The 21,592-nt window shown below is 50.9% G+C and carries 37 protein-coding genes, 1 rRNA gene and 1 pseudogene; 2 read left to right on the forward strand and 37 right to left on the reverse strand.

Annotated elements, in window-relative coordinates; all coding sequences use genetic code 11:
• The 3 genes from ACFFSY_RS26385 to ACFFSY_RS26395 form a co-directional block, all read right to left on the reverse strand.
• Positions 1-201, reverse strand: a 16S ribosomal RNA gene (locus ACFFSY_RS26385); the annotation flags it as partial.
• A gap of 186 nt (positions 202-387) precedes the next feature.
• Positions 388-609, reverse strand: coding sequence for a hypothetical protein (locus ACFFSY_RS26390; RefSeq protein ID WP_377499810.1), 222 nt, complete (start codon positions 607-609; stop codon positions 388-390).
• A 147-nt stretch (positions 610-756) separates the two neighbouring features.
• On the reverse strand, positions 757-1,371 hold the full coding sequence (locus ACFFSY_RS26395) for a stage II sporulation protein M (protein ID WP_377499812.1): 615 nt from the start codon (positions 1,369-1,371) through the stop codon (positions 757-759).
• A 116-nt stretch (positions 1,372-1,487) separates the two neighbouring features.
• Here ACFFSY_RS26395 and pdaB point away from each other — a divergent pair, with 116 nt between their 5' ends.
• Positions 1,488-2,282, forward strand: coding sequence for a polysaccharide deacetylase family sporulation protein PdaB (gene pdaB, locus ACFFSY_RS26400; RefSeq protein ID WP_377499814.1), 795 nt, complete (start codon positions 1,488-1,490; stop codon positions 2,280-2,282).
• A 23-nt stretch (positions 2,283-2,305) separates the two neighbouring features.
• On the opposite strand, the gene ACFFSY_RS26405 is transcribed toward pdaB, so the two are convergent.
• Positions 2,306-2,935: a KinB-signaling pathway activation protein gene (locus tag ACFFSY_RS26405; RefSeq protein WP_377499816.1), complete on the reverse strand. Its 630-nt coding sequence runs from the start codon at positions 2,933-2,935 to the stop codon at positions 2,306-2,308.
• Positions 2,936-3,198: 263 nt separating this feature from the next.
• On the opposite strand from ACFFSY_RS26405, the gene gerD reads away from it, so the two are divergent.
• The gene (gerD, locus tag ACFFSY_RS26410; RefSeq protein WP_377499818.1) at positions 3,199-3,861 is read left to right on the forward strand and encodes a spore germination lipoprotein GerD; all 663 of its coding nucleotides are present in this window, start codon (positions 3,199-3,201) and stop codon (positions 3,859-3,861) included.
• A gap of 95 nt (positions 3,862-3,956) precedes the next feature.
• Here gerD and salA read toward each other — a convergent pair whose 3' ends face one another.
• The 33 genes and pseudogenes from salA to rpsS all read right to left on the reverse strand — a co-directional run bounded on the left by salA (position 3,957) and on the right by rpsS (position 21,562).
• Positions 3,957-5,048: an iron-sulfur carrier protein/transcriptional regulator SalA gene (gene salA / locus ACFFSY_RS26415; RefSeq protein ID WP_377499820.1), complete on the reverse strand. Its 1,092-nt coding sequence runs from the start codon at positions 5,046-5,048 to the stop codon at positions 3,957-3,959.
• A 109-nt stretch (positions 5,049-5,157) separates the two neighbouring features.
• Positions 5,158-5,940: an N-acetylmuramoyl-L-alanine amidase CwlD gene (cwlD, locus tag ACFFSY_RS26420; protein ID WP_377499822.1), complete on the reverse strand. Its 783-nt coding sequence runs from the start codon at positions 5,938-5,940 to the stop codon at positions 5,158-5,160.
• Positions 5,941-6,033: 93 nt separating this feature from the next.
• Positions 6,034-6,423, reverse strand: a pseudogene (gene sat / locus ACFFSY_RS26425) (sulfate adenylyltransferase); the annotation flags it as partial.
• Positions 6,424-6,436: 13 nt separating this feature from the next.
• Complete coding sequence (locus tag ACFFSY_RS26430; RefSeq protein ID WP_377499824.1) at positions 6,437-7,129, reverse strand: phosphoadenylyl-sulfate reductase; 693 nt, start codon at positions 7,127-7,129, stop codon at positions 6,437-6,439.
• Positions 7,130-7,280: 151 nt separating this feature from the next.
• A complete protein-coding gene (rpsI, locus tag ACFFSY_RS26435) occupies positions 7,281-7,673 on the reverse strand; it encodes a 30S ribosomal protein S9 (protein WP_377499826.1) in 393 nt (130 codons plus the stop codon).
• A gap of 19 nt (positions 7,674-7,692) precedes the next feature.
• Positions 7,693-8,130, reverse strand: a complete 438-nt coding sequence (rplM, locus tag ACFFSY_RS26440) for a 50S ribosomal protein L13 (RefSeq protein WP_148933649.1) — start codon at positions 8,128-8,130, stop codon at positions 7,693-7,695.
• A gap of 200 nt (positions 8,131-8,330) precedes the next feature.
• Positions 8,331-9,071: a tRNA pseudouridine(38-40) synthase TruA gene (gene truA / locus ACFFSY_RS26445; protein WP_377499828.1), complete on the reverse strand. Its 741-nt coding sequence runs from the start codon at positions 9,069-9,071 to the stop codon at positions 8,331-8,333.
• 78 nt (positions 9,072-9,149) lie between these two features.
• Positions 9,150-9,515, reverse strand: coding sequence for a 50S ribosomal protein L17 (gene rplQ, locus ACFFSY_RS26450; protein WP_148933647.1), 366 nt, complete (start codon positions 9,513-9,515; stop codon positions 9,150-9,152).
• A gap of 82 nt (positions 9,516-9,597) precedes the next feature.
• Positions 9,598-10,542 carry a DNA-directed RNA polymerase subunit alpha gene (locus tag ACFFSY_RS26455; RefSeq protein ID WP_148933646.1) on the reverse strand — a complete coding sequence of 315 codons (945 nt, stop codon included), beginning with the start codon at positions 10,540-10,542 and terminating at the stop codon, positions 9,598-9,600.
• 125 nt (positions 10,543-10,667) lie between these two features.
• Positions 10,668-11,063, reverse strand: coding sequence for a 30S ribosomal protein S11 (gene rpsK, locus ACFFSY_RS26460; protein WP_148933645.1), 396 nt, complete (start codon positions 11,061-11,063; stop codon positions 10,668-10,670).
• An 18-nt stretch (positions 11,064-11,081) separates the two neighbouring features.
• A complete protein-coding gene (rpsM, locus tag ACFFSY_RS26465; RefSeq protein WP_377499831.1) occupies positions 11,082-11,450 on the reverse strand; it encodes a 30S ribosomal protein S13 in 369 nt (122 codons plus the stop codon).
• A 17-nt stretch (positions 11,451-11,467) separates the two neighbouring features.
• Positions 11,468-11,581, reverse strand: coding sequence for a 50S ribosomal protein L36 (rpmJ, locus tag ACFFSY_RS26470; protein WP_003333770.1), 114 nt, complete (start codon positions 11,579-11,581; stop codon positions 11,468-11,470).
• Between the two features lie 48 nt (positions 11,582-11,629).
• Entirely contained in the window at positions 11,630-11,845 is a 216-nt protein-coding gene (gene infA / locus ACFFSY_RS26475; protein ID WP_006037922.1) for a translation initiation factor IF-1, read from the reverse strand.
• A gap of 2 nt (positions 11,846-11,847) precedes the next feature.
• Entirely contained in the window at positions 11,848-12,138 is a 291-nt protein-coding gene (locus ACFFSY_RS26480) for a hypothetical protein (protein WP_377499833.1), read from the reverse strand.
• A complete protein-coding gene (map, locus tag ACFFSY_RS26485) occupies positions 12,135-12,896 on the reverse strand; it encodes a type I methionyl aminopeptidase (protein ID WP_377499835.1) in 762 nt (253 codons plus the stop codon). Before map ends, ACFFSY_RS26480 begins: the two co-directional genes overlap by 4 nt.
• On the reverse strand, positions 12,893-13,546 hold the full coding sequence (locus ACFFSY_RS26490) for an adenylate kinase (RefSeq protein ID WP_148933641.1): 654 nt from the start codon (positions 13,544-13,546) through the stop codon (positions 12,893-12,895). The genes map and ACFFSY_RS26490 overlap by 4 nt, the downstream gene beginning before the upstream one ends.
• 90 nt (positions 13,547-13,636) lie before the next feature.
• Entirely contained in the window at positions 13,637-14,941 is a 1,305-nt protein-coding gene (gene secY / locus ACFFSY_RS26495; RefSeq protein WP_377499837.1) for a preprotein translocase subunit SecY, read from the reverse strand.
• Positions 14,942-15,382: a 50S ribosomal protein L15 gene (gene rplO / locus ACFFSY_RS26500; RefSeq protein WP_377499839.1), complete on the reverse strand. Its 441-nt coding sequence runs from the start codon at positions 15,380-15,382 to the stop codon at positions 14,942-14,944.
• 130 nt (positions 15,383-15,512) lie between these two features.
• Entirely contained in the window at positions 15,513-15,698 is a 186-nt protein-coding gene (gene rpmD / locus ACFFSY_RS26505; RefSeq protein ID WP_377499841.1) for a 50S ribosomal protein L30, read from the reverse strand.
• Positions 15,699-15,711: 13 nt separating this feature from the next.
• A complete protein-coding gene (rpsE, locus tag ACFFSY_RS26510) occupies positions 15,712-16,209 on the reverse strand; it encodes a 30S ribosomal protein S5 (RefSeq protein ID WP_148933637.1) in 498 nt (165 codons plus the stop codon).
• Between the two features lie 31 nt (positions 16,210-16,240).
• The gene (gene rplR, locus ACFFSY_RS26515; RefSeq protein ID WP_377499844.1) at positions 16,241-16,606 is read right to left on the reverse strand and encodes a 50S ribosomal protein L18; all 366 of its coding nucleotides are present in this window, start codon (positions 16,604-16,606) and stop codon (positions 16,241-16,243) included.
• Positions 16,607-16,672: 66 nt separating this feature from the next.
• Positions 16,673-17,215, reverse strand: coding sequence for a 50S ribosomal protein L6 (gene rplF / locus ACFFSY_RS26520; RefSeq protein WP_377499846.1), 543 nt, complete (start codon positions 17,213-17,215; stop codon positions 16,673-16,675).
• Between the two features lie 30 nt (positions 17,216-17,245).
• The gene (rpsH, locus tag ACFFSY_RS26525) at positions 17,246-17,644 is read right to left on the reverse strand and encodes a 30S ribosomal protein S8 (RefSeq protein ID WP_148933634.1); all 399 of its coding nucleotides are present in this window, start codon (positions 17,642-17,644) and stop codon (positions 17,246-17,248) included.
• A 30-nt stretch (positions 17,645-17,674) separates the two neighbouring features.
• Positions 17,675-17,860: a type Z 30S ribosomal protein S14 gene (locus ACFFSY_RS26530; protein ID WP_013312154.1), complete on the reverse strand. Its 186-nt coding sequence runs from the start codon at positions 17,858-17,860 to the stop codon at positions 17,675-17,677.
• A 22-nt stretch (positions 17,861-17,882) separates the two neighbouring features.
• Positions 17,883-18,425: a 50S ribosomal protein L5 gene (rplE, locus tag ACFFSY_RS26535; RefSeq protein WP_377499851.1), complete on the reverse strand. Its 543-nt coding sequence runs from the start codon at positions 18,423-18,425 to the stop codon at positions 17,883-17,885.
• 33 nt (positions 18,426-18,458) lie between these two features.
• Entirely contained in the window at positions 18,459-18,812 is a 354-nt protein-coding gene (gene rplX / locus ACFFSY_RS26540; protein ID WP_222871048.1) for a 50S ribosomal protein L24, read from the reverse strand.
• A gap of 48 nt (positions 18,813-18,860) precedes the next feature.
• Positions 18,861-19,229 (reverse strand): 50S ribosomal protein L14, encoded by a 369-nt coding sequence (gene rplN / locus ACFFSY_RS26545; RefSeq protein ID WP_090583243.1) that lies wholly within the window; start codon positions 19,227-19,229, stop codon positions 18,861-18,863.
• Between the two features lie 42 nt (positions 19,230-19,271).
• A complete protein-coding gene (rpsQ, locus tag ACFFSY_RS26550) occupies positions 19,272-19,535 on the reverse strand; it encodes a 30S ribosomal protein S17 (RefSeq protein WP_148933632.1) in 264 nt (87 codons plus the stop codon).
• A 52-nt stretch (positions 19,536-19,587) separates the two neighbouring features.
• The gene (gene rpmC, locus ACFFSY_RS26555) at positions 19,588-19,788 is read right to left on the reverse strand and encodes a 50S ribosomal protein L29 (protein WP_377499854.1); all 201 of its coding nucleotides are present in this window, start codon (positions 19,786-19,788) and stop codon (positions 19,588-19,590) included.
• A complete protein-coding gene (rplP, locus tag ACFFSY_RS26560) occupies positions 19,778-20,212 on the reverse strand; it encodes a 50S ribosomal protein L16 (RefSeq protein WP_148933630.1) in 435 nt (144 codons plus the stop codon). The genes rpmC and rplP overlap by 11 nt, the downstream gene beginning before the upstream one ends.
• Before the next feature lie 3 nt (positions 20,213-20,215).
• Complete coding sequence (rpsC, locus tag ACFFSY_RS26565) at positions 20,216-20,884, reverse strand: 30S ribosomal protein S3 (RefSeq protein ID WP_148933629.1); 669 nt, start codon at positions 20,882-20,884, stop codon at positions 20,216-20,218.
• Between the two features lie 13 nt (positions 20,885-20,897).
• Complete coding sequence (gene rplV / locus ACFFSY_RS26570; protein WP_377499857.1) at positions 20,898-21,233, reverse strand: 50S ribosomal protein L22; 336 nt, start codon at positions 21,231-21,233, stop codon at positions 20,898-20,900.
• Positions 21,234-21,280: 47 nt separating this feature from the next.
• A complete protein-coding gene (rpsS, locus tag ACFFSY_RS26575; RefSeq protein ID WP_148933627.1) occupies positions 21,281-21,562 on the reverse strand; it encodes a 30S ribosomal protein S19 in 282 nt (93 codons plus the stop codon).
• Between the last annotated feature and the right edge of the window lie 30 nt (positions 21,563-21,592).

Here is a 21,592-nt window from a genome sequence, read left to right on the forward strand (position 1 = left end):
CCGATTCGCTCATGCGAGCAAACCGCATATCCGGTATTAGCATTCGTTTCCGAATGTTATTCCAGTCTTACAGGCAGGTTACCTACGTGTTACTCACCCGTCCGCCGCTAACCTTACCCCGAAGGATAAGATCCGCTCGACTTGCATGTATTAGGCACGCCGCCAGCGTTCGTCCTGAGCCAGGATCAAACTCTCCATGAAAGTTTGTGACTCATTACTTCACTAGCTTTGACATATCGCTCATTGTTCAGTTTTCAAGGAACAAGTTTGTTTTTCATTCATCAACTGCTGCTCTCAGCGGCGACTTTTATAAGATACCACAGGCGCCCGGAATATTGCAAGTGCTTTTTCGTTTTTTTTAATCCGACGCCCGTATCTATTTCTCCTTTACCTGTACGACCGCATATTTACCGCATACCGTGACAGCTCTTTAGGCGTTGCAATTCGCGCATACATGCGGAAAATCACTTTGTATCGCCGTGCAATCGCGGTTTTGATATCTCCGTCAAGCCGGGAATCGTTCAAATCCAGGAGCATTTCGTCAAGCTCTTTGCGCAGCACGTAATCGAGTTCTTTGCATTCTTTGTCGTTGAATAGTATCCCGAGCATAACGGTATACGGCCCCCTTCGCTGTGTCCCGCCCGACTTCTGACGTCAGGCGATGCATGTGCAGCCATTCGCACCTAACAAAACAGCGTCCCGCGTTGTACCGCCGGGACGCCGCCTTACTGTTATGCTCAATATATGGAAAATTTATTACATGGAAAGCAACCATGGCGTAATTGTGCTCTCAATGATGGCCGCGACGAATAACACGACTGTTAAAATCACCATCATCGGCACGGAGCGTACCATGAGCCGTTCGAATTTGGCACCCCATCCTTCCCGCTTCAACACAAGTGCCCCCGCTCCTTGGAACATTAGTGCGCCAAATCGCAATCCATACGCGCAGGCAAGCAAGATCGCCGGAATTTCCAATATTCCGTGAGGCAGCAATCCCTTCACGATGAGATCAAATAAGCCGCCTCCCCCGTTCTCGACTTCCAGTCCGATTATATAACCGAGAACCATACCGTTAATGGAGAGGAAGAAAAGCGGCACGATTCCCAGGAACAGGCCTAGATACATGACGAGTATCGCTTTAATCGCATTATTAAGAAATATAAACACGATAAAGCCCAATGTCGGGTTGTCGCTCGTCTGTATCGTTTCGGCGACTTTCCGCAAGCTGTCGATCTGGCTGTTGATGTAATCGTGCAGACCGGAGCTTGTTGCTCCGAATACTAGACCTGCCAAGAAAATTACCGTGCTAAACATAATATAATGCCGCATTTCTTTCAGGTGGTTAACGATTTCCCGTTTCGAAAACACGCGTCGTCCTCCTTGTCTATCGGACCATTCGGTATTTTGTCCAAACACGAATAACTAAGTCGTACGAGCATAGATTGTACTAATACAAGCCCACTGGAGAGGAGAGCCCAGCGCCGATGAACCTGTTCTATGTCATGAACGGCCGAAGGTTGAAACGTTATTTTCTCATTTGTATTGGTATTGTGTTTGCCGTTGGCGTCGTCTATGCCGAGAAGGACAACATCACGGTATTCGCCCCCCAACAGCCTGCCGCGATATACAGTATACCGACGAACAAAAAGATTGTTGCCCTTACTTTCGATATTAGCTGGGGAGACAAGCGTGCAGAGCCAATTCTTAACGTGCTAAAAGAGAAAAAGGTGGGCAAAGCCACCTTCTTCCTGTCCGCTCCTTGGAGCAAATCGCATCCCGATATCGTGAAAAAGATTGCCAGTTCCGGCTTCGAGATCGGCAGCCACGGCAACAAGCACGACTTCTACAGCAGCTTCAGCGACGAAGAAATCCGCAATGAAATCCAAACCGCCCATGCGATTCTCGCCGAAGTCACCGGTAAAGCGCCGAACCTCATCCGTATGCCCAACGGCGATTTTGACAAACGCGTACTGCGCATTGCCGACGAGCTCGGATACAAGGTCATACAGTGGGATACGGACTCCCTTGACTGGATGAATATGGGGACGGCCAAAATCATCAATCGCGTCGTGGGTAAAGTTCATCCCGGCGATATCATCCTCATGCATGCCAGCGATTCGAGCAAACAAACGCACGAAGCGCTACCGGTGATAATCGATCAACTTCGTGCGAAGGGCTACGAGTTCGTCAACGTCACGGATCTCATCGCGCAAACCGAATTGCAAGGGAAGACGGTGCAGGATAAAACCGCCATGTTCGACGCCGCTGCCGGTTATTAACTCGACTTGAACTAGTTACTCCTCTACAGGGCCGTTCCCGCACTCGCCGCGGTATCGGCCTTGTCGCTGTTTACGATCCGATGGAGCTGCATGATCAAATACGAATTGCACACGAACAAAGGGGCGATCATAAACACGATGGTAAGCGGATTGCTCTCTTCGCCCATACTTGGCCAAGCCTCGAGCGTCGTACCGACAAAGAGTAAAAACATCGTCGGCATAAAAGCCGAATTGTTCGTCCGCTTCGACTTCAAGTACGAGACGAAGATCGAGGCAATCAGCAGCGCAAGCGGAAGCACCCAGAAAAACCAGTTATTCTGATGCATCTCGCTCGTTCCGTGCAATTTGTAACCCAGTCCTCCTACCGCGAACAACGTGCAATATGCCTGCAGCGTATTCCACAAATACTTCTTCCGCAGCATTCCCAGCGCCAAATAGTTGATCGTCAAATACGCGAAGAACCCCAATTGGCTAAACACGCCGAACAACAAACCGGCCAGCGCCATGTTCAAAATATTAAAGCCGGTTGATTTCATATCCATGAACCCGAATTCATGGTCAAACATTTGCATGATCGAACCGACGACAACCGTAATGCCCGCTCCAATCAAGGTGGTGCTCCATAGCAAAAACCACATTTTGCGCAGTGTCACTTTCTGTCACTCCTATACAAAAATTCGTTCCCATGTTCCCAAGACTGATACGGATCATCCGCCTAAACGTTGCCATTCATTCGATAGACAGGACGATGATGCATGCACGCTTTATTTTACCATGTTCACTTTAAAAAGCTACGCCGCGAGTATGATAATCCGTCGAACAATGTCGCATAATAAGCCCATCCATCTTTGCCCCTACGCAGAAGGGAGACGCTTGTTACATGCGGAAACGTATCGTTGGGTTCACGCTCTGCATCATGACGACGTTCATGCTGGCCGGCTGCGGGTCTGAGCCGACAAGCTCGTCCAACGACTCGATGAGTTATAAGGACATGAAGTCGATGGTGATCGACATTTTGAAAACTGAGGATGCCCAGAAAGCGCTGCAAGAATCGGCAATCAGCACGACAGGCAATAACGGGCTTACGTCGAAACTGCTGTCCGTACAGGATCAGGAGAACGTGCGGCTTGCCGTGAAAGAAACGCTGGTCTCGCCGGATTATTACAAAGTCATTGAACAGCTCATGACTGATCCACGCTTCGCCGGCGAGTTCGCCAAAGCGGTGAACAAGCAAAATAAGCAGCTGCATAAGGATTTGATTAAAGACCCTACTTACCAAGCGGATTTAATTAAAGTGCTGAAAAATCCTGAAATGGAAAAAATGATTCTTGAAGTTATGAATAGCACGCAATATCGGAAACAAGTCACGACAATCATGCAGGAATCGATGCAAAGCCCGATTTATCGGCTTGAAATCCTCGATCTGCTGAAGAAAGCGGTCCAAGAAGAGCTGAAGGTAAAACCGAATGAAAAGCTGGATAAAGCAGGCGGCGGCGATGGGGAAAAGGCAGCCGATGATGGCAGTGGGGATGGCGGTGGCGACTCCGGCGAATCTGAAGGCATGGGCGGCTCCTCCTAAATACAGAAGCCCGCGGCACCAGGATGAAGGTCTTGAGGACAATCATCCCTGGGTGCCGCGGGCTTTTCCCATTCTAGGGCGTTGAGAATTTTAACTTATGCTTTGTCGCATTTCGCGATAACGCGGTCCGCGATTTCTAGGTAAATCTGTCCCGTTGGCGTTTCGGCTTTGTACACCGATGGGGAAAAATCCGGCTCCGATACATGATTATCAGGCGCGCCGAGCGGGATTTGCGCCATCAATTCGGCATTCAGCGATTCAGCCAGACGTGCGCCGCCGCCTTTGCCAAAGACATACTCATGCTCGCCGCTCTTAGTGACGTAGTAACTCATATTCTCGACAACGCCGATAATTTCGTGTTCCGTCTTAATCGCCATTGCCCCGGCGCGAGCCGCAACGAACGCCGCTGTTGCATGCGGAGTCGTGACGATGATTTCTTTGCTGTGCGGAATCATCTGATGTACGTCGAGCGCAACGTCGCCTGTACCTGGGGGTAGATCAAGTAGGATGTAATCCACTTCTCCCCATTCAATCTCGGCGAAGAAATTGCGCAGCATTTTGCCGAGCATTGGCCCTCGCCATACGATCGGCGCGTTGTCTTCGACGAAAAAGCCCATCGACATGACTTTGACGCCGTATTTCTCAATTGGAATGACGCGTTCATTCACAACAGCCGGCCGTTCTTCGATGCCCATCATGTCCGGTACGCTGAATCCGTAAATATCGGCATCGATAATGCCGACGCGTTTGCCTCTGCGCGCCAGCGCTACCGCCAAGTTGACGGTTACAGTCGACTTGCCAACGCCGCCTTTGCCGCTAGCCACCGCTATGAAATGCACGCCGCTGCGCTCATTCAGCAGCTTGTTCGATTCCATGCCGGCCGCATGCCCGCGAACTGGCTCCGATTGCTCCTGCCCGTTCTTCGCGTCTCCAACACCGCCCTGAGGGGCGCTTGCAGATGCCTCCGACGATCTGAACCGACAATGGACCGTTGTGGCCCCCAGCTCTTTCAACGCGGCTTGCAGATCCGTCTCCAGCTTGAGATGCACGGCTTCGTTCGCGTCAAGCACCGTTAATTGAACGGTATTCTCTTTTACAACTACATCACGAAAACCGACCGGCGCTCCGCCGGTCACGTTAGCCGCTACCTGCTCGGCAGTTCGAATAATATCCTCGCGTGTCAACATCTTTGCATTCGTCTCCTCTTCCGGGTGATGCGCTCGTGCTGCAGATGGATTGATTTATGTACGTATGTTTATTATACCATAGTTTATTGGGCTTCCAAGAGCTCATCCCTTAAGCGCCCGGCTTGGACGGAGCCGCCGCCCCCCACTTCTCGCCTGCGCTGTAGCGTAGGATTCCTTGGTAGATCGACGTCGCCACTTTCTTCTGGTACTCCGCATCCGCGAGCATTGCGGCTTCCCCTGGATTCGACAAGAATCCGACTTCGATCAACGCGGTCGGGATCGTATCCATGGCTTTGAGCAAATAAATGTCGTTCTTCTTGGCCGCTACCCGCTGCGTATTCTCCAGGTTACGCCGAATTTCATCTTGAATCAGGGCGGCCAAACGTTCGTTCTCCGGCAAGTTCGGGTAGTAGAACGTTTGCGCCCCCGACCATCGCGGTGATGGAATGCTGTTCATGTGGATGGTGACGAATAAGTCCGCTTCCTGATCTTTGACGAACTGCGCTCGTTTCACGAGGTCTTCCGTCTTCCGCCTGCTAATCTTCTTGGTGTCCTCTTCCGCCAAATCATAGTCGCCCTCGCGCGTCATATGCACCAACGCCCCCGCCTGCTGCAAATAGTCCCGCAATTGCAGGGCGATCGCCAGGTTTAAATCCTTCTCGACAACGCCTTGCTTGCTGACCGCACCGCCATCTACTCCGCCATGCCCGGCATCCAGCACGATTGTTTTCCCCGATAATGGCATCGTCCAATACGTCCACGTACGCGTCGAGGGCACATCTTGGGTTAGCAAGATAACGGTGAGCAGCACCGCGACCATGCCAACTCCCACTCGCACCGCACCCCGGTATGTTATCCAAACGACAAACCGGTTCCGTATCCCGCGCTTCATAATAAAACCACCCCGATCCCAAGCAATAAGAAGTTGCGGCTCAACAGCCTTGTACTCCTTATCACTATATGGGACGAGGTGGTTAGTTATACCTTATACCTGGGCAGGCTGTTCGGCCATGCCTTCAATGAGAATTTTGGCCACTGACGGACGAGAGAATTCCGACAGCGGGCAAACACCGTCACGCAGAAGCGCGCGTACTTTCGTACCCGATAGCGTCAGATGGTCCTCTTTGCCATAGTCGCCAACGTCGGCATGGTCACGATCGACAACGAAATGCGTGCAGCCATAGTTCTTACGAACAAGGACATGGAAGATGGCTTCGCTTGGTCCGGCAAAACGCATCGCTGCCGGGAATACGCCTTAGAATACGCGATGTTCCGGGTAGTAATTCTCCAGCAACGCAATGTAGCTGCGCATGCGAACCGCTGCCGGTACATCATCCGATTTCGTCTCGCCGACAAGCGGGTTTAGGAAGAGACTCTGACGCCAGCTCTTATTTATGCAATCCGCATTCCGTTTTTTCTTGACCTGACCAACGGCCTGCGCGAGGATCTTCGCCCGGCATAACTTTACGCGTGCAATACTCGCAACCGATGCTTGGGTAGTTCTGGTCATGCAGTGGGTTATACAACACATTGTTCTCACGAATATAGTTCCATACGTCGTCAGACGTCCAGCTTGCAAGCGGGTTGAATTTGATCAGACCGAACTTCGTGTCGTACTCGACTTTCTTCGCGTTCGCGCGCGTAGGCGCTTGGTCGCGGCGAATACCTGTGATCCATGCATCGTACTTGGACAGAATTCTAGTCAACGGTTCGACTTTACGAATGTTGCAGCAAGCCGTCGCATCCGATTTCCACAATTCGGCACCATGCAACTCCGCTTGTTCTTCAGGGGTAATCGCTGGCTTTACTTGCACGAATTTCATCCCGTAGCGCTCCATCATTTTGTCGCGCGTCTCGTAGGTTTCTTTAAAGTGGAAATCCGTATCTAAATAGAAGATATCCGTGTTCGGGCTAATCTTCTGCAACATGTCAACAACCACGACATCTTCCGCGCCAAAGCTGCACGCGAACGTAATCTTCGGGAATGTCTCTACTGCATATTGCAAGACCGCCTCGGGGGACGCGTTCTCCAGTTCTTCGGCTTTCTGCTTCACGAGCGCTTCCTTTTCGAAAAGGTTCATCGCTAGTACCTCCGTCATTTGAATTCCAAGTAAACTGATCTCCTATTGGCTTGATTATACGTCCATTCGTTCCATTGTTCAATGCTTTATATCCGCCAATATATGAAAAAGGCCCACTCTTGTTGCAGAGTAGGCCTTGTCCGTACAAATATTAACGTTTCGAGAACTGAGGAGCACGACGAGCTGCTTTGAGGCCGTACTTCTTACGTTCTTTCATACGTGGGTCACGCGTCAGGAAGCCTGCACGCTTCAGGGAACCGCGGAACTCAGGGTCTGCTTTAAGCAGAGCACGGGAGATACCGTGGCGAATTGCGCCAGCTTGACCGGAAATACCGCCGCCGTGAGCAATGACGATTACATCGTATTTGCTTGTTGTTTCCGTCAGCGCGAGCGGTTGTTTAACGATCAGTTTGAGTGTTTCGAGACCGAAGTATTCGTTCAGGTCACGCTTATTGATTACGATGCGTCCTTCACCCGGCACAAGGCGTACACGTGCCACGGAGTGTTTACGACGACCGGTTCCATAGTATTGAACTTGAGCCATGAAACTGTCCTCCCTCTAATTAACCGCGAAGTTCGTAAACTTCCGGGTTTTGTGCTTGATGCGGGTGTTCCGAACCTGCGTAAACTTTGAGCTTCAGCTTCATTTTGTCGCCAAGGCGGTTCTTAGGAAGCATGCCGTGGATCGCGAACTCAAGAACGCGTTCTGGGTGCTTGTTGAGCATATCCGCAGCGGATGTTACTCTCAAACCGCCTGGATACATGGAGTGACGGTAGTACATTTTGTTCTGCAGCTTCTTGCCCGTCAGGACAACTTTCTCTGCATTGATAACGATGACGAAATCGCCAGTGTCAACGTGCGGCGTGAATTGCGGCTTATGTTTACCGCGAATCAGGCTTGCAGCCTCGCTTGCCAGACGGCCAAGCGTTTTGCCTTCTGCATCGATGACGTACCATTTGCGTTCTACTTCATTCGGCTTAGCCATAAAGGTGGTGCGCATGGATGATCCTCCTTGTTCATATCACAATTCATTCTCATGTATCGTAGAAACGTGAACGTCTCGACGTTAATTCGCTATTGGTTAGGTATTACAGGCGGCGATCTAAGTCGGGGCTGTGGGAGAGCCACTTAGAAAGCACAAGTTATATTCTACTATAACAAGGGCTCATGTGCAAGCAAATTTCACCGATTATAAAGCAACTATTCCGGGTATTCCACATGCCACAACATGAGGCCATGAGCCATCGCCGTCGGGCCTGCTTTCGTCCGATCACATGCTGCTAATATACCGGGGATATCGCTCGCCGACATCTTCCCTTCCCCGATCCAGACGGCCGTTCCCGCAATAATACGTACCATGTTGTACAGAAAGCCGTTACCGGTGACAAAGATGTCGAGCCCGTCTTGATTCTGCACGATGGACGCATCGTAGATGGTGCGCACGTGGCTCGGCTGCGTGGATTGAGGCGATGCAAAAGACGTGAAGTCATGCTCGCCAACAAGCGCCGCCAAGCCTTCGCGCATAGCCGCCACGTCCAGAGGGGCATGATGATGGAACCGGTACTGACGCGTAAACACATTTGGGAATTTGTTCGTATCAATCGCATACCGGTACGTTTTTCGTTTCGCGGAAAACCGGGCGTGAAAATCCTCCGGCACTTCCTCCGCGTATTGAATCACGATATCGTCCGGCAGCCTGGCATTCAGCGCAATCGCCCAACGGTCGATCGGAATTCTCGATTCCGTATGAAAATTAAATACTTGCGCTCTCGCATGAACGCCCGCATCGGTTCTTCCGGACCCGTTAATACGAATCTCCTCGCCCGTCAGCATACGTATGCCGGCTTCAAGTTGATCTTGAATCGTATTACCACTCGGTTGTGTCTGAAACCCCTGATAGTTCGTTCCGTCATAGGCTACGGACATTTTGACATTCTTCATTGTGCCCCTCCTTTCCGATTGGTCAGCTTACCGCGTTGGCAACAAAAAAAGGTGGCCGCAAGGTCCACCCTTTCTCATTTACGCACGATCCACCAGTTCCAAATATACCATAGGCGCAGCGTCGCCACGGCGTGGTCCCAGCTTCAGAATCCGCGTGTATCCGCCCGCACGTTCCGAGTAACGGGTGGCCAGTTCGGAGAACAGTTTTTGGATTGCGTCCTGCTCACCGTTGATCGACTCGCGACGAACGAAAGCCGCTACTTGGCGACGAGCGTGAAGATCGCCGCGTTTTGCCAACGTGATCAGTTTCTCCGCGATTGGACGAAGTTCTTTTGCTTTCGCTTCCGTCGTTTGGATGCGCTCATACAGGAACAAGTCGGTGACGAGGTCGCGGAACAGTGCTTTACGCGAACTTGCGTCACGGCTCAACTTAGAATATGCCATCGATTTTCCCCTCCTTCTAAAGATTTGCACGCGCAAATCTTGCATCGCAGGCTGATCGCCTGCGTTCTAGTCTTACCTGGTGCTATTCTTCCATACGAAGGCCAAGACCGAGTTCTTCGAGCTTCTCTTGTACTTCCTCGAGCGACTTGCGACCAAGGTTGCGCACCTTCATCATGTCCTCTTCGGTTTTGGTGATCAGCTCTTGAACGGTATTGATACCCGCGCGTTTCAAACAGTTGTACGAACGGACCGAAAGATCCAGTTCCTCGATCGTCATCTCGAGAACTTTCTCTTTCTTGTCTTCTTCCTTCTCCACCATGATTTCGGCGTCTTTCGCCTCGTCGGTCAAACCGACGAACAGGTCGAGATGTTCGGTAAGAATTTTCGCCCCGAGGCTTACAGCCTCTTCCGGCCGAATGCTACCGTCGGTCCATACTTCAAGCGTGAGCTTGTCGTAGTTGGTCACTTGACCAACACGGGTGTTTTCGACACTGTAGTTCACGCGCGTAATCGGCGTATAGATCGAATCGATCGGAATGACACCGATCGGTTGATCTTCCCGCTTGTTGCGGACCGATTGTACGTACCCACGTCCTCTATTGGCGAAAACCCGCGCATGGAGCCGAGCACCGGAGGCCAAGGTTGCGATATGAAGATCAGGGTTCAAGATCTCGACATCACTGTCGGCCCGAATATCCCCCGCCGTTACGTTACCTTCGCCTTCAGCGTCAATCTCCAGAACCTTCTCCTCATCAGAGTGGATCTTGAGCGATAGACTCTTCAGGTTGAGAATGATTTCAGTAACGTCCTCAAACACACCAGGAACCGTCGAGAATTCATGCAGTACACCGTCGATTTGAACCGAGGTGACAGCTGCACCAGGCAGCGACGACAACAGGATTCGGCGCAGCGAGTTCCCGAGCGTCGTGCCATATCCGCGTTCCAGCGGTTCGACAACGAAACGTCCGTACGTGCCATCCTCGCTCAGCTCTACGGTTTCGATTTTCGGCTTTTCGATCTCAATCACTTATATACCCTCCTTCAAAACGTCGCTCCGTTACCATGGTCGCTTTGTCGTAAATCATGTAGTATGGCAAACCTTCACAACCATTATTCACAAGTTGCAGGAATTTGATACCACATGAAACTAGACTATACGCGACGACGTTTCGGCGGACGGCATCCGTTGTGCGGAACTGGCGTGACGTCTTTAATGAGGTTAACTTCGAGACCTGCAGCTTGAAGCGAACGAATTGCCGCTTCACGGCCTGCGCCTGGACCTTTAACCATGACTTCAACTGCTTTCATGCCATGCTCCATAGCCGCTTTAGCAGCGGATTCAGCAGCCATTTGAGCCGCGAACGGCGTGCTCTTACGGGAACCTTTGAAACCAAGGTTGCCGGAGCTAGCCCAGGAGATCGCATTACCGTGCGGATCCGTGATCGTAACGATCGTGTTGTTGAATGTCGAACGGATGTGCGCTACGCCCGACTCGATATTTTTGCGGTCGCGACGTTTGGTACGAACCACTTTTTTCGGTTTTGCCATTTCAGTTATCCCCCCTTATTATTTCTTCTTGTTCGCTACAGTCCGGCGAGGACCTTTACGCGTACGAGCATTGGTTTTCGTGCGTTGACCACGAACAGGCAGGCCACGGCGATGGCGAACGCCACGGTAGCAGCCGATCTCGATCAGACGTTTGATGTTCAGGGAAATTTCGCGACGAAGGTCGCCTTCCACTTTAACGGACTTGTCGATCGTTTCGCGAAGTTTGCTCACTTCGTCTTCCGTCAGATCGCGAACGCGCGTGCTCTCGTTGATACCTGTTTCGCTCAGGATCCGTTGAGCAGTCGTGTTGCCGATACCGAAGATATACGTCAAAGCGATGACTACGCGTTTGTCACGCGGTAAGTCTACACCAGCAATACGTGCCATGTACAGTTATCCCTCCCTTATCCTTGTTTTTGTTTATGTTTCGGATTTTCACAAATCACCATAACATTGCCTTTGCGACGAATGACTTTGCATTTTTCGCAGATTGGCTTGACCGATGGTCTAACCTTCATTGTGATTACCTCCCGAGTTCTTCGTCAGAAGACCCGCTCTTAGAAGGTCTACTTCCGATAGGTAATTCGTCCTCTGGACAAATCGTATGGCGACAGCTGAATAACGACCTTGTCTCCCGTCAAAATGCGGATAAAGTGCATTCTGAGTTTGCCCGATACATGGGCGAGAATTTGGTGTCCGTTCTCCAGCTCCACCTTAAACATAGCATTGGGTAGCGGCTCGACGACCGTACCTTCGACTTCGATCACGTCTTCCTTGGCCACAGTCATTCTCCTTTCCCTTGCGCATACTTCTGAATTGCGTAACGCAGCTTGGCGTTGGTCACCCGACCGGTTTCCCGCATACTGTCCGCAACTTCCACGCTGACGACCGGCTGCATCAGAAGATGCATCACGTTCTTTTTCTTCGGCCCATCAAAGCGCCGCTTTGTGCCATCGGCTACAAGAACGAACCGTTCATCGACGATACCGACGATGACGGCATAACCGCCTTCGTCTTTCCCGCTTGTCACCTTGACGATCCGACCGATCTCCGGCACGTGTTCAGTTCCACTCACTCTGCTTGCTCCCGCCCTAGCGTCAAAATTTCGCAGCCTTCCGCCGTAACAGCTACTGTATGCTCAAAATGAGCACACCATGAACCATCTTGCGTCACAACTGTCCAATTATCTTCCAAGGTCCGTACATACCGCTCTCCGATGTTCACCATCGGCTCAATCGCCAGCACCATGCCTGGCTTCAGGCGCGGGCCGCGATCCGGCGTACCGTAGTTCGGAATTTGCGGCTCCTCATGGAGGCTTGCGCCAATACCATGACCGACATACTCGCGAACGACTGAGAAACCAGCAGCTTCAATGACGTTCTGAATCGCGTGCGAAACCGTAAACAGCCGGACATCCGGCTTAACAAGCGCGAGTCCTGCGTAAAGCGACTGTTCCGTCACTTCAAGCAAGCGCCGATTCTCTTCACTGATATCGCCAACTCCGTAGGTCCAAGCAGAATCGCCATGGTAACCTTCGAACTGGGCGCCGATATCAATGCTGATGATGTCGCCATCGTTTAGCTTGCGCGGTCCAGGAATGCCGTGGACCAGCTCTTCATTTACAGAAGCGCAAATACTTCCAGGGAATTGATTGTAACCTTTGAAAGAAGGCGTTGCGCCTTGGCTGCGAATGTACGCTTCCGCGATCCCATCGAGCTCCAGCGTCGTAATACCTGGGCGTATCGCCTGCTTCAGCAAACGATGCGTATCCGCGACAATACGTCCGGCTTCCCTCATAAAACGCAATTCCGCATCGGACTTGCAAATGATCATTCGGCAGATCCTCGCAAGCAGCTTACGATTTCTGCTGTTACATCATCGATTTCTTTCTCTCCGTCCACTTCACGAAGCGTTCCCTTACCCGAGTAGTAATCGAGCAGTGGAGCCGTCTTCGAGATGTATTCGTCAAGACGCGTTCCAACTTTGGCTTCCGTATCGTCTGACCGCTGATACAGCTCGCCGCCGCATTTATCGCATACGCCTTCTTGTTTCGGCGGGTTGAACATTACGTGGTAAGTTGCGCCACAGGATTTGCAAATGCGACGACCGGTCAGACGCGCAAGCAGCAGACCGCGATCAACTTTCAAGTTCACGACATGGTCAATGCTGCGGCCCATCTCGGCCAGCATTCCGTCCAGCGCTTCCGCTTGTTGAAGCGTCCGCGGGAATCCGTCGAGCAAAAAGCCATTGTTGCAGTCTTCCAGCAGCAGACGGTCGCGAACGATACCGTTCGTGATTTCGTCTGGAACGAGAAGGCCTTGGTCAACAAACTCCTTCGCTTTTTGGCCAAGTGGCGTTCCTTGCTTCATTGCCAAGCGAAAAGCATCACCGGTCGAAATATGCGGTACGTTGAACGTATCGACGATCCGCTCGGCCTGCGTGCCTTTACCTGCGCCCGGAGGACCCATGAATAAGATGTTCATTAGCGCCTTCCTCGCTTTACGCCAATAGGCCGCAGAAGGGTTCCGACACAACGACGAAGCGCGCGCGGAAGCCCGAATCCGAACCTATCGTTATTTATTGATAAACCCTTTGTAGTGGCGTTTGATCAATTGAGTCTCGATCTGCTTCATCGTGTCGAGCGCGACGCCAATGACGATCAAGAGCGAAGTGCCGCCCAGCTGGATCGACTTGTCAAGCCCTGCGATTTTGCCGAAAATAACCGGCGTAATCGAAATGATGGACAGGAAGATCGCGCCGCTAAGCGTAATCCGAGACATAACGCGGGTAATGTAAGAGGATGTTGGTTTGCCTGGACGAATGCCCGGGATGTAACCGCCATTCTTCTTCATTTGGTCCGCCATTTGAACCGGATTGATCTGCACGAAGGTGTAGAAGAACGTAAAACCGATAATCAGTATGATGTAGAGCACCATACCTAGCGGTTGGTCATAGTACATGTTGTTAATGATCCACTCTGCCCAATTGTGGGTCGACCAAAACTGCGCAATCGTGATCGGGAACATGAGAAGCGATACCGCGAAGATGACCGGGATAACGCCTGCTCCGTTCACTTTGAGCGGAATGTGTGTCGATTGACCACCGTACATTTTGCGACCTACCACGCGCTTCGCATACTGGACCGGAATCTTGCGGATTCCTTGTTGGACGAAGATGACGCACACGATCATCACGACAACCGCGATGACGATCAGCACAAGCTTCAGAATCCCCCAGAACAGCTGGTCGTTAGGCAAGTCTGCGATTTGAGTCTGGTAAAGCGTACGGATGTGTCCAGGGATCGCAGCCACGATACCGGCAAAGATCAGGACCGAAATCCCGTTCCCAATACCGCGTTCCGTGATTTGCTCGCCAAGCCACATGAGAAAAGCCGTGCCCGCCGTCAGGATGATCGCAATGGTCAGATAATCCGTGAACGTTGCACCTGGGATCATTTCCAAACCGTATCGACGGTTAAAGCCGACTGCCGTACCGAAGCCTTGAATCAGACCGAGTACAACAGTGCCATAACGCGTAATTTGCGCAAGCTTGCGTTTTCCGTTTTCTCCTTCTTTCGCCCATTCGGCGAATTTCGGGATGACGTCCATCGACAGAAGCTGCACGATGATCGACGCCGTGATGTACGGCATGATTCCAATCGCGAAGATCGAGAATTGGAATAACGCGCCGCCGGAAAACGTATTGAGCAGTCCGAAGAGATCCGTACCGCTGTTCCCGGTTTCTTTGAATACATCCGTATTGACGCCCGGTACCGGAATGAAAGAACCGATGCGGTAAATCAGGAGAATAAACAAAGTGAACAGGATCCGGCTACGGAGATCTTCAACTTTCCAAATGTTGGACACGGTCTTGAACAATTAGATCACCTCGGTTTTACCGCCGGCAGCCTGGATTTTCTCTACCGCAGATTGAGAGAACTTGTTTGCTTTCACCGTCAGCTGTACAGTGACTTCGCCGTTACCCAAGATTTTGATTCCGCTCTGTGGGTTCTTAACGATACCTTGCTCCAGAAGCAGTTCAGGCGTTACTTCCGTTCCTGCTGCGAAGCTGTTCAGCTCATCGATGTTCACAATCGCATACTCTTTACGGAATGGGTTGTTGAATCCGCGTTTAGGCAAACGACGGTACAACGGGTTTTGACCACCCTCGAAACCTGGACGAACACCGCCGCCGGAACGAGCGTTTTGACCTTTGTGGCCTTTACCTGCTGTTTTACCGTTGCCGCTACCAATACCGCGACCTTTACGGAAGCCCTCTTTACGCGAACCTTCCGCTGGTTTCAGCTCATGCAATTTCATCGTACGTTGCACCTCCTTCATTTTTACGCCGCAATCTGCCTTAAGGCGTCGGACGCCTTCGGTACAGCTGCATTGTTATTACGCTGCTCTCCCGTGAAAGCATTGTTTCAAGCGTCGCTTGCGCGATTATTTATGCTTGTACTTCTTCTACTTTAATCAAGTGGCTCACATGGTTCACCATGCCGCGAATGGCCGGAGTGTCGTTATGGACAACCGATTGATGAAGCTTGCGAAGGCCAAGTGTGTTGACCGTTGCGCGCTGCTTCTCGTTACGACCGATCAGGCTGCGAACGAGGGTGATTTGCAATTTTGCCATCGTATTCCCCTCCTTAACCCCGAAGCTCTTGTACGGTTTTTCCACGCAGTTTGGCTACATCTTCTGCACGCTTCAGGCGGGACAGACCTTCCAGTGTTGCATTAACCATGTTCATGGAGTTGGAAGAGCCCAGCGATTTCGTAAGAATATCGCCTACACCTGCGAGCTCGAGAACAGCACGAACAGGACCACCCGCAATCACACCGGTACCTTCAGATGCCGGTTTGAGAAGCACGCGTCCTGCGCCGAAATGTCCGAGCACTTGGTGAGGAATCGTGGTGTTAACAAGCGGGATTTGGATCAGGTTTTTCTTCGCATCTTCGATGCCTTTGCGGATCGCTTCAGGAACCTCGCCGGCTTTACCGATGCCTGCGCCGACATGACCTTTACCGTCACCGACAACTACAAGCGCGCTGAAGCTGAAACGGCGTCCGCCTTTTACAACTTTCGCTACGCGGTTGATTTGAACTACTTTTTCAGTGAGTTCTAACGCATTCGGATCTATACGCAAGTCGTCTTACCTCCTTAATGAGTAATGTGAATCAGAATTGAAGACCAGCTTCACGAGCTGCATCAGCCAGCGCTTGGATACGGCCATGGTACAGGTATCCACCGCGGTCGAATACAACATTCTCTACGCCTTTTGCTTTCGCACGGTTTGCGATCAGTTCGCCGATTTTGCGAGCTGCTTCCACGTTGCCGCCGTTGCCGATTTCCGTAATCTCTTTATCGAGCGTCGATGCTGCCGCGATCGTTACGCCTGCTACATCGTCGATCAATTGAGCGTAGATGTGCTTGGAGGAACGGAATACGGACAGACGAGGACGTGCAGCCGTACCGCTGATTTTCTTACGAACACGCAGGTGACGTTTCAAACGAGCTTTGTTTTTATCGCCTTTAGTGATCATTCGAAGACACTCCTTTCTTGTATGGATTAAGATGCTATCCGGTCAAGCGACCATAAGGTACGCTTCTTATTTCTTCTTACCAGCTTTACCTTCTTTACGAAGGATACGCTCGCCTTCATACTTGATACCTTTGCCTTTATACGGCTCTGGTTCGCGTACGGAACGGATTTTTGCAGCCGTTGCGCCAACGAGCTCTTTGTCGATACCTTTAACGATGATCTTCGTGTTCGAAGGAACTTCGAACTCGATTCCGCTTTCCGGTGTGATTTCTACCGGATGGGAGTAACCAACGTTCAGTACGATTTTGTCACCGGACTTGCTTGCACGGTAACCAACGCCTACGAGCTCAAGGTTCTTGGAGAAACCATCGGTTACACCAGTTACCATGTTCGCGATAACGCTGCGCGTCGTACCGTGAAGGGAACGATGCAATTTATTGTCGGAAGGACGAACGATATTGATCACGCTCTCTTCAACCACCACGTTCATGTCTTTGTGGATCGTGCGGCTGAGCGTACCTTTCGGTCCTTTAACTGTAATTACGCTGTTGTCCAAGTCGATGTTTACGCCACCTGGTACTTGGATCGGTTTGCGGCCAATACGAGACATTTGTTACACCTCCAATCGTTGTGCAGTCAATTACCAAACGTAGCAGAGAACTTCGCCGCCGGACTTCACTTGGCGAGCTTCTTTGTCGGTCATAACGCCTTGGGACGTAGAAATGATCGCTACTCCCAAACCGCCAAGAACACGTGGAACTTCATTGCTTTTCGTGTAAACACGCAGACCCGGTTTGCTGATACGCTTCAGCCCCGTGATAACGCGTTCTTGGTTAGCGCCGTATTTCAGGAAAATACGGATAATCCCTTGCTTGTTATCTTCGATATACTCGGCATCGCGGATAAAGCCCTCGCGCTTCAAGATCTCGGCGATTTGCTTCTTTACTTTCGAAGCCGGCATTTCCACAGTTTCGTGACGAACGACATTCGCGTTACGAATACGTGTCAGCATATCTGCGATTGGATCAGACATAACCATTGATTGTACCTCCTTCCCGAACTAGGCTGATTACCAGCTTGCTTTTTTAACGCCAGGGATCTGGCCTTTGTATGCTAATTCACGGAAACAAATCCGGCAAATTTTAAACTTTTGCAAAACGGAATGTGGACGGCCGCAACGCTCGCAGCGCGTGTAAGCACGCACTTTGAACTTAGGGGTACGTTGCTGCTTCACTTTCATCGAAGTTTTTGCCACTTGGTATTACACCTCCTGTGGATTACTTCGCAAACGGCATGCCCAATTGGGTCAGCAGCTCACGAGCTTCTTCGTCCGTTTTTGCCGTCGTGACGATGACGACGTCCATACCGCGTACTTTGTCAACCTTATCGTACTCGATCTCCGGGAAGATCAGTTGTTCTTTAAGGCCAAGTGTGTAGTTGCCGCGACCGTCGAACGCTTTCGTCGATACGCCGCGGAAGTCGCGAACGCGTGGAAGAGAAACGTTGAAGAGTTTGTCGAGGAAGTAGTACATGCGCTCGCCGCGCAGCGTTACTTTAACCCCGATTGGCATGTTCTCGCGAAGCTTAAAGCCTGCGATCGATTTTTTTGCACGCGTGATGACCGGTTTTTGACCGGAGATCAGACGAAGGTCTTCAACTGCTACGTCAAGCACTTTGGAGTTCGAAACTGCCTCACCAACACCCATGTTGATAACGACTTTCTCAATCTTCGGCACTTGCATAACCGTTGTATAGTTGAACTTCTGCATGAGAGCAGGAGTGATGTCGTTCAGGTAACGCTCTTTCATTCTGATTGCCATCTTAAAGTGTTCCTCCTTTCTTTAAGCGATCAATTAGTCGATGATCTCGCCGGAAGCTTTCGCTACGCGGACTTTTTTGCCGTTCTCGAGCACTTTGTAACCGATACGGGTTACTTTGCCGCTCTTTGGATCAACGTGCATAACGTTCGATACGTGGATCGGTGCTTCTTGCTCGATAATGCCGCCTTGCGGATTCGCTTGGGACGGACGCGAGTGTTTCTTCACCAGATTAACGCCTTCAACGAGTACACGGTTCTCACGTGGATAAGCTGCGATGACGCGGCCTTTTTTGCCTTTGTCTTTACCCGTGATGACGATAACGGTATCGTCTTTCTTCACGTGCAGTTTATTGTTGTGGGATTCCAACACTTTTTTCAAACGTGGCATGAGTTACACCTCCTGCATGCTTGCGGTAAGCAAGCTTAATTCGTGCTATTAGATAACTTCCGGAGCAAGGGATACGATTTTCATGAAGTCGCGGTCGCGAAGCTCGCGAGCAACTGGTCCGAAAATACGAGTACCACGTGGGCTCTTATCTTCTTTAACGATTACGGCTGCATTCTCGTCGAACGCAATGTACGAACCGTCTTTACGACGTACCGCACGCTTCGTACGAACGATAACTGCCTTAACTACGTCGCCCTTTTTGACAACGCCGCCAGGTGTTGCTTGTTTGACGGAGCAAACGATCAGATCACCGATATGGCCAACACGACGTCCCGTACCACCCAGTACACGGATACACATCAGTTCCTTCGCACCGGAGTTGTCAGCGACGGCCAAACGCGTAAATGGTTGAATCATTTTAACGTCCTCCTTTCGGGAAAATGCTTAACAATAAACAACTTAAAGAACTACTGCTTCTTCAACGATTTCGACCAGGCGGAACCGTTTGTCTTTCGAAAGCGGACGAGTTTCCATGATTTTCACCGTGTCACCAATTTTAGCTTGGTTGTTCTCGTCATGCGCTTTGAATTTCTTCGTGTACTTGATGCGTTTATGGTACAGATCGTGTTTTTTGTATGTTTCAACAGCAACTACGATCGTTTTGTCCATTTTGTCGCTTACAACTTTACCGACCTGAACTTTGCGGGCATTACGTTCGCTCATGTTCTTCCTCCTTCCTTAGGCGGTCACGCTATTATCACTAAAGAATCTCCAATTAGCTGGTGATTCCAAGTTCTCTTTCACGCAGAACGGTTTTAGCACGAGCAATTTCCTTACGCACGGCGCTGATACGCGTCGGGTTGTCAAGTTGACCGGTGGCCAATTGAAAACGAAGGTTGAAGAGCTCTTCTTTAAAACCAGCGACTTTTTGTTCGATCTCAGCAGAGGTCAGGTTGCGAAATTCACTAGCTTTCATTTGCTTCACCACCCACTTCTTCGCGTTTCACGAACTTCGTTTTTACAGGGAGTTTGTGAGCAGCAAGACGCATTGCTTCACGCGCGATTTCCTCGGATACCCCAGCAAGTTCGAACATGATCTTGCCTGGTTTTACGACGGAAACCCACTTCTCCACGTTACCTTTACCGCTACCCATCCGCACTTCGAGAGGCTTTTGAGTGATTGGTTTGTGTGGGAAGATTTTGATCCATACTTTACCGCCACGACGGATGTAACGAGTCATCGCGATACGAGCGGATTCGATTTGACGGTTCGTGATCCAGCCTGGTTCCATAGCTTGCAGGCCGTATTCGCCGAAGGCCACTTCAGTGCCGCCTTTAGCGCGACCTCTCATGTTACCGCGTTGTTGTTTACGGTGTTTGACGCGTTTTGGTACCAACATGGTTTAGTTGCCTCCTTCCTGGGGAGCTGCTGCTTTCTTCTTCGACGGAAGGATTTCACCGCGATAGATCCATACTTTTACGCCAATGCGGCCGTAAGTCGTATGCGCTTCTGCTGTGCCGTAGTCGATATCTGCGCGCAGCGTATGAAGCGGTACTGTACCTTCGCTGTAACCTTCCGTACGTGCGATCTCCGCACCGCCCAGACGACCGCTGACCGATGTTTTGATCCCTTTTGCACCCGAGCGAATTGTCCGTTGAATCGATTGTTTCATCGCGCGACGGAACGAGATACGACGCTCAAGTTGTTGTGCAATGCTTTCAGCTACAAGAATCGCATCCAGTTCCGGATGTTTGATCTCGGAAATGTTAATGTGAATCTTTTTGCCTTTGGAGATTTTAGCCAGTTCCGTACGCAGGTTCTCAACCTCGGAACCGCCTTTACCGATTACCATACCCGGTTTCGCAGTATGAATCGTAACGTTAACGCGGTTAGCTGCGCGCTCGATTTCAAAGCGGGATACAGCTGCGTCTTTCAGTTTGTTCTTCAGGTACTCACGGATTTTTACGTCTTCCATGAGCAGATCGCCGAAGTCTTTGCCTGCGTACCATTTGGATTCCCAGTCACGGATAACACCGATACGAAGACCGACGGGATTTACCTTTTGACCCACACGTTTTCCCTCCTTATTTTTCGGATACCACTAGTGTAATGTGGCTAGTTCTTTTGTTGATCCGGCTAGCACGACCCATAGCGCGCGGACGGAAACGTTTCATCGTAGGACCTTGGTTAACGAACACTTGCTCGACAACCAGTTTGTTCGCGTCCAGCTGGTGGTTGTGCTCAGCGTTAGCGATTGCAGAGTTCAGCAGCTTCTCGACGATCGGGGAAGCAGCTTTCGGCGTGTGACGCAGAATTGCGATCGCTTCGCCGACTTTCTTGCCGCGAATCAAGTCAACAACGAGTTGAGCTTTACGCGGTGCAATGCGAACGTTGTTAGCATGCGCTTTAGCTTGTGACATGGTAGGACCTCCTCTCGTTCATCAAAACTTAAGTAGAGGGCTGCCGATTAACGACGGCCCGTTTTCTTGTCGTCGTTGCCGTGGCCTTTGTACGAACGCGTTGGCGCGAACTCACCGAGTTTGTGGCCAACCATATCTTCCGTTACATAAACCGGTACGTGCTTACGGCCGTCATAAACCGCGAACGTGTGACCGATGAATTGCGGGAAAATCGTCGAACGACGGGACCAAGTCTTTACAACAACTTTCTTGTTTGTTTCGTTGAGAACCTCAACTTTTTTGAGCAGGTAGCCGTCGATAAACGGACCTTTCTTCAAACTGCGACCCATGGTTTGTCCTCCCTTCAAGAGACGATTGCG

The organism is Paenibacillus aurantiacus (assembly GCF_042431225.1).
Classification (GTDB): Bacteria; Bacillota; Bacilli; order Paenibacillales; family Paenibacillaceae; genus Paenibacillus_Z; species Paenibacillus_Z aurantiacus.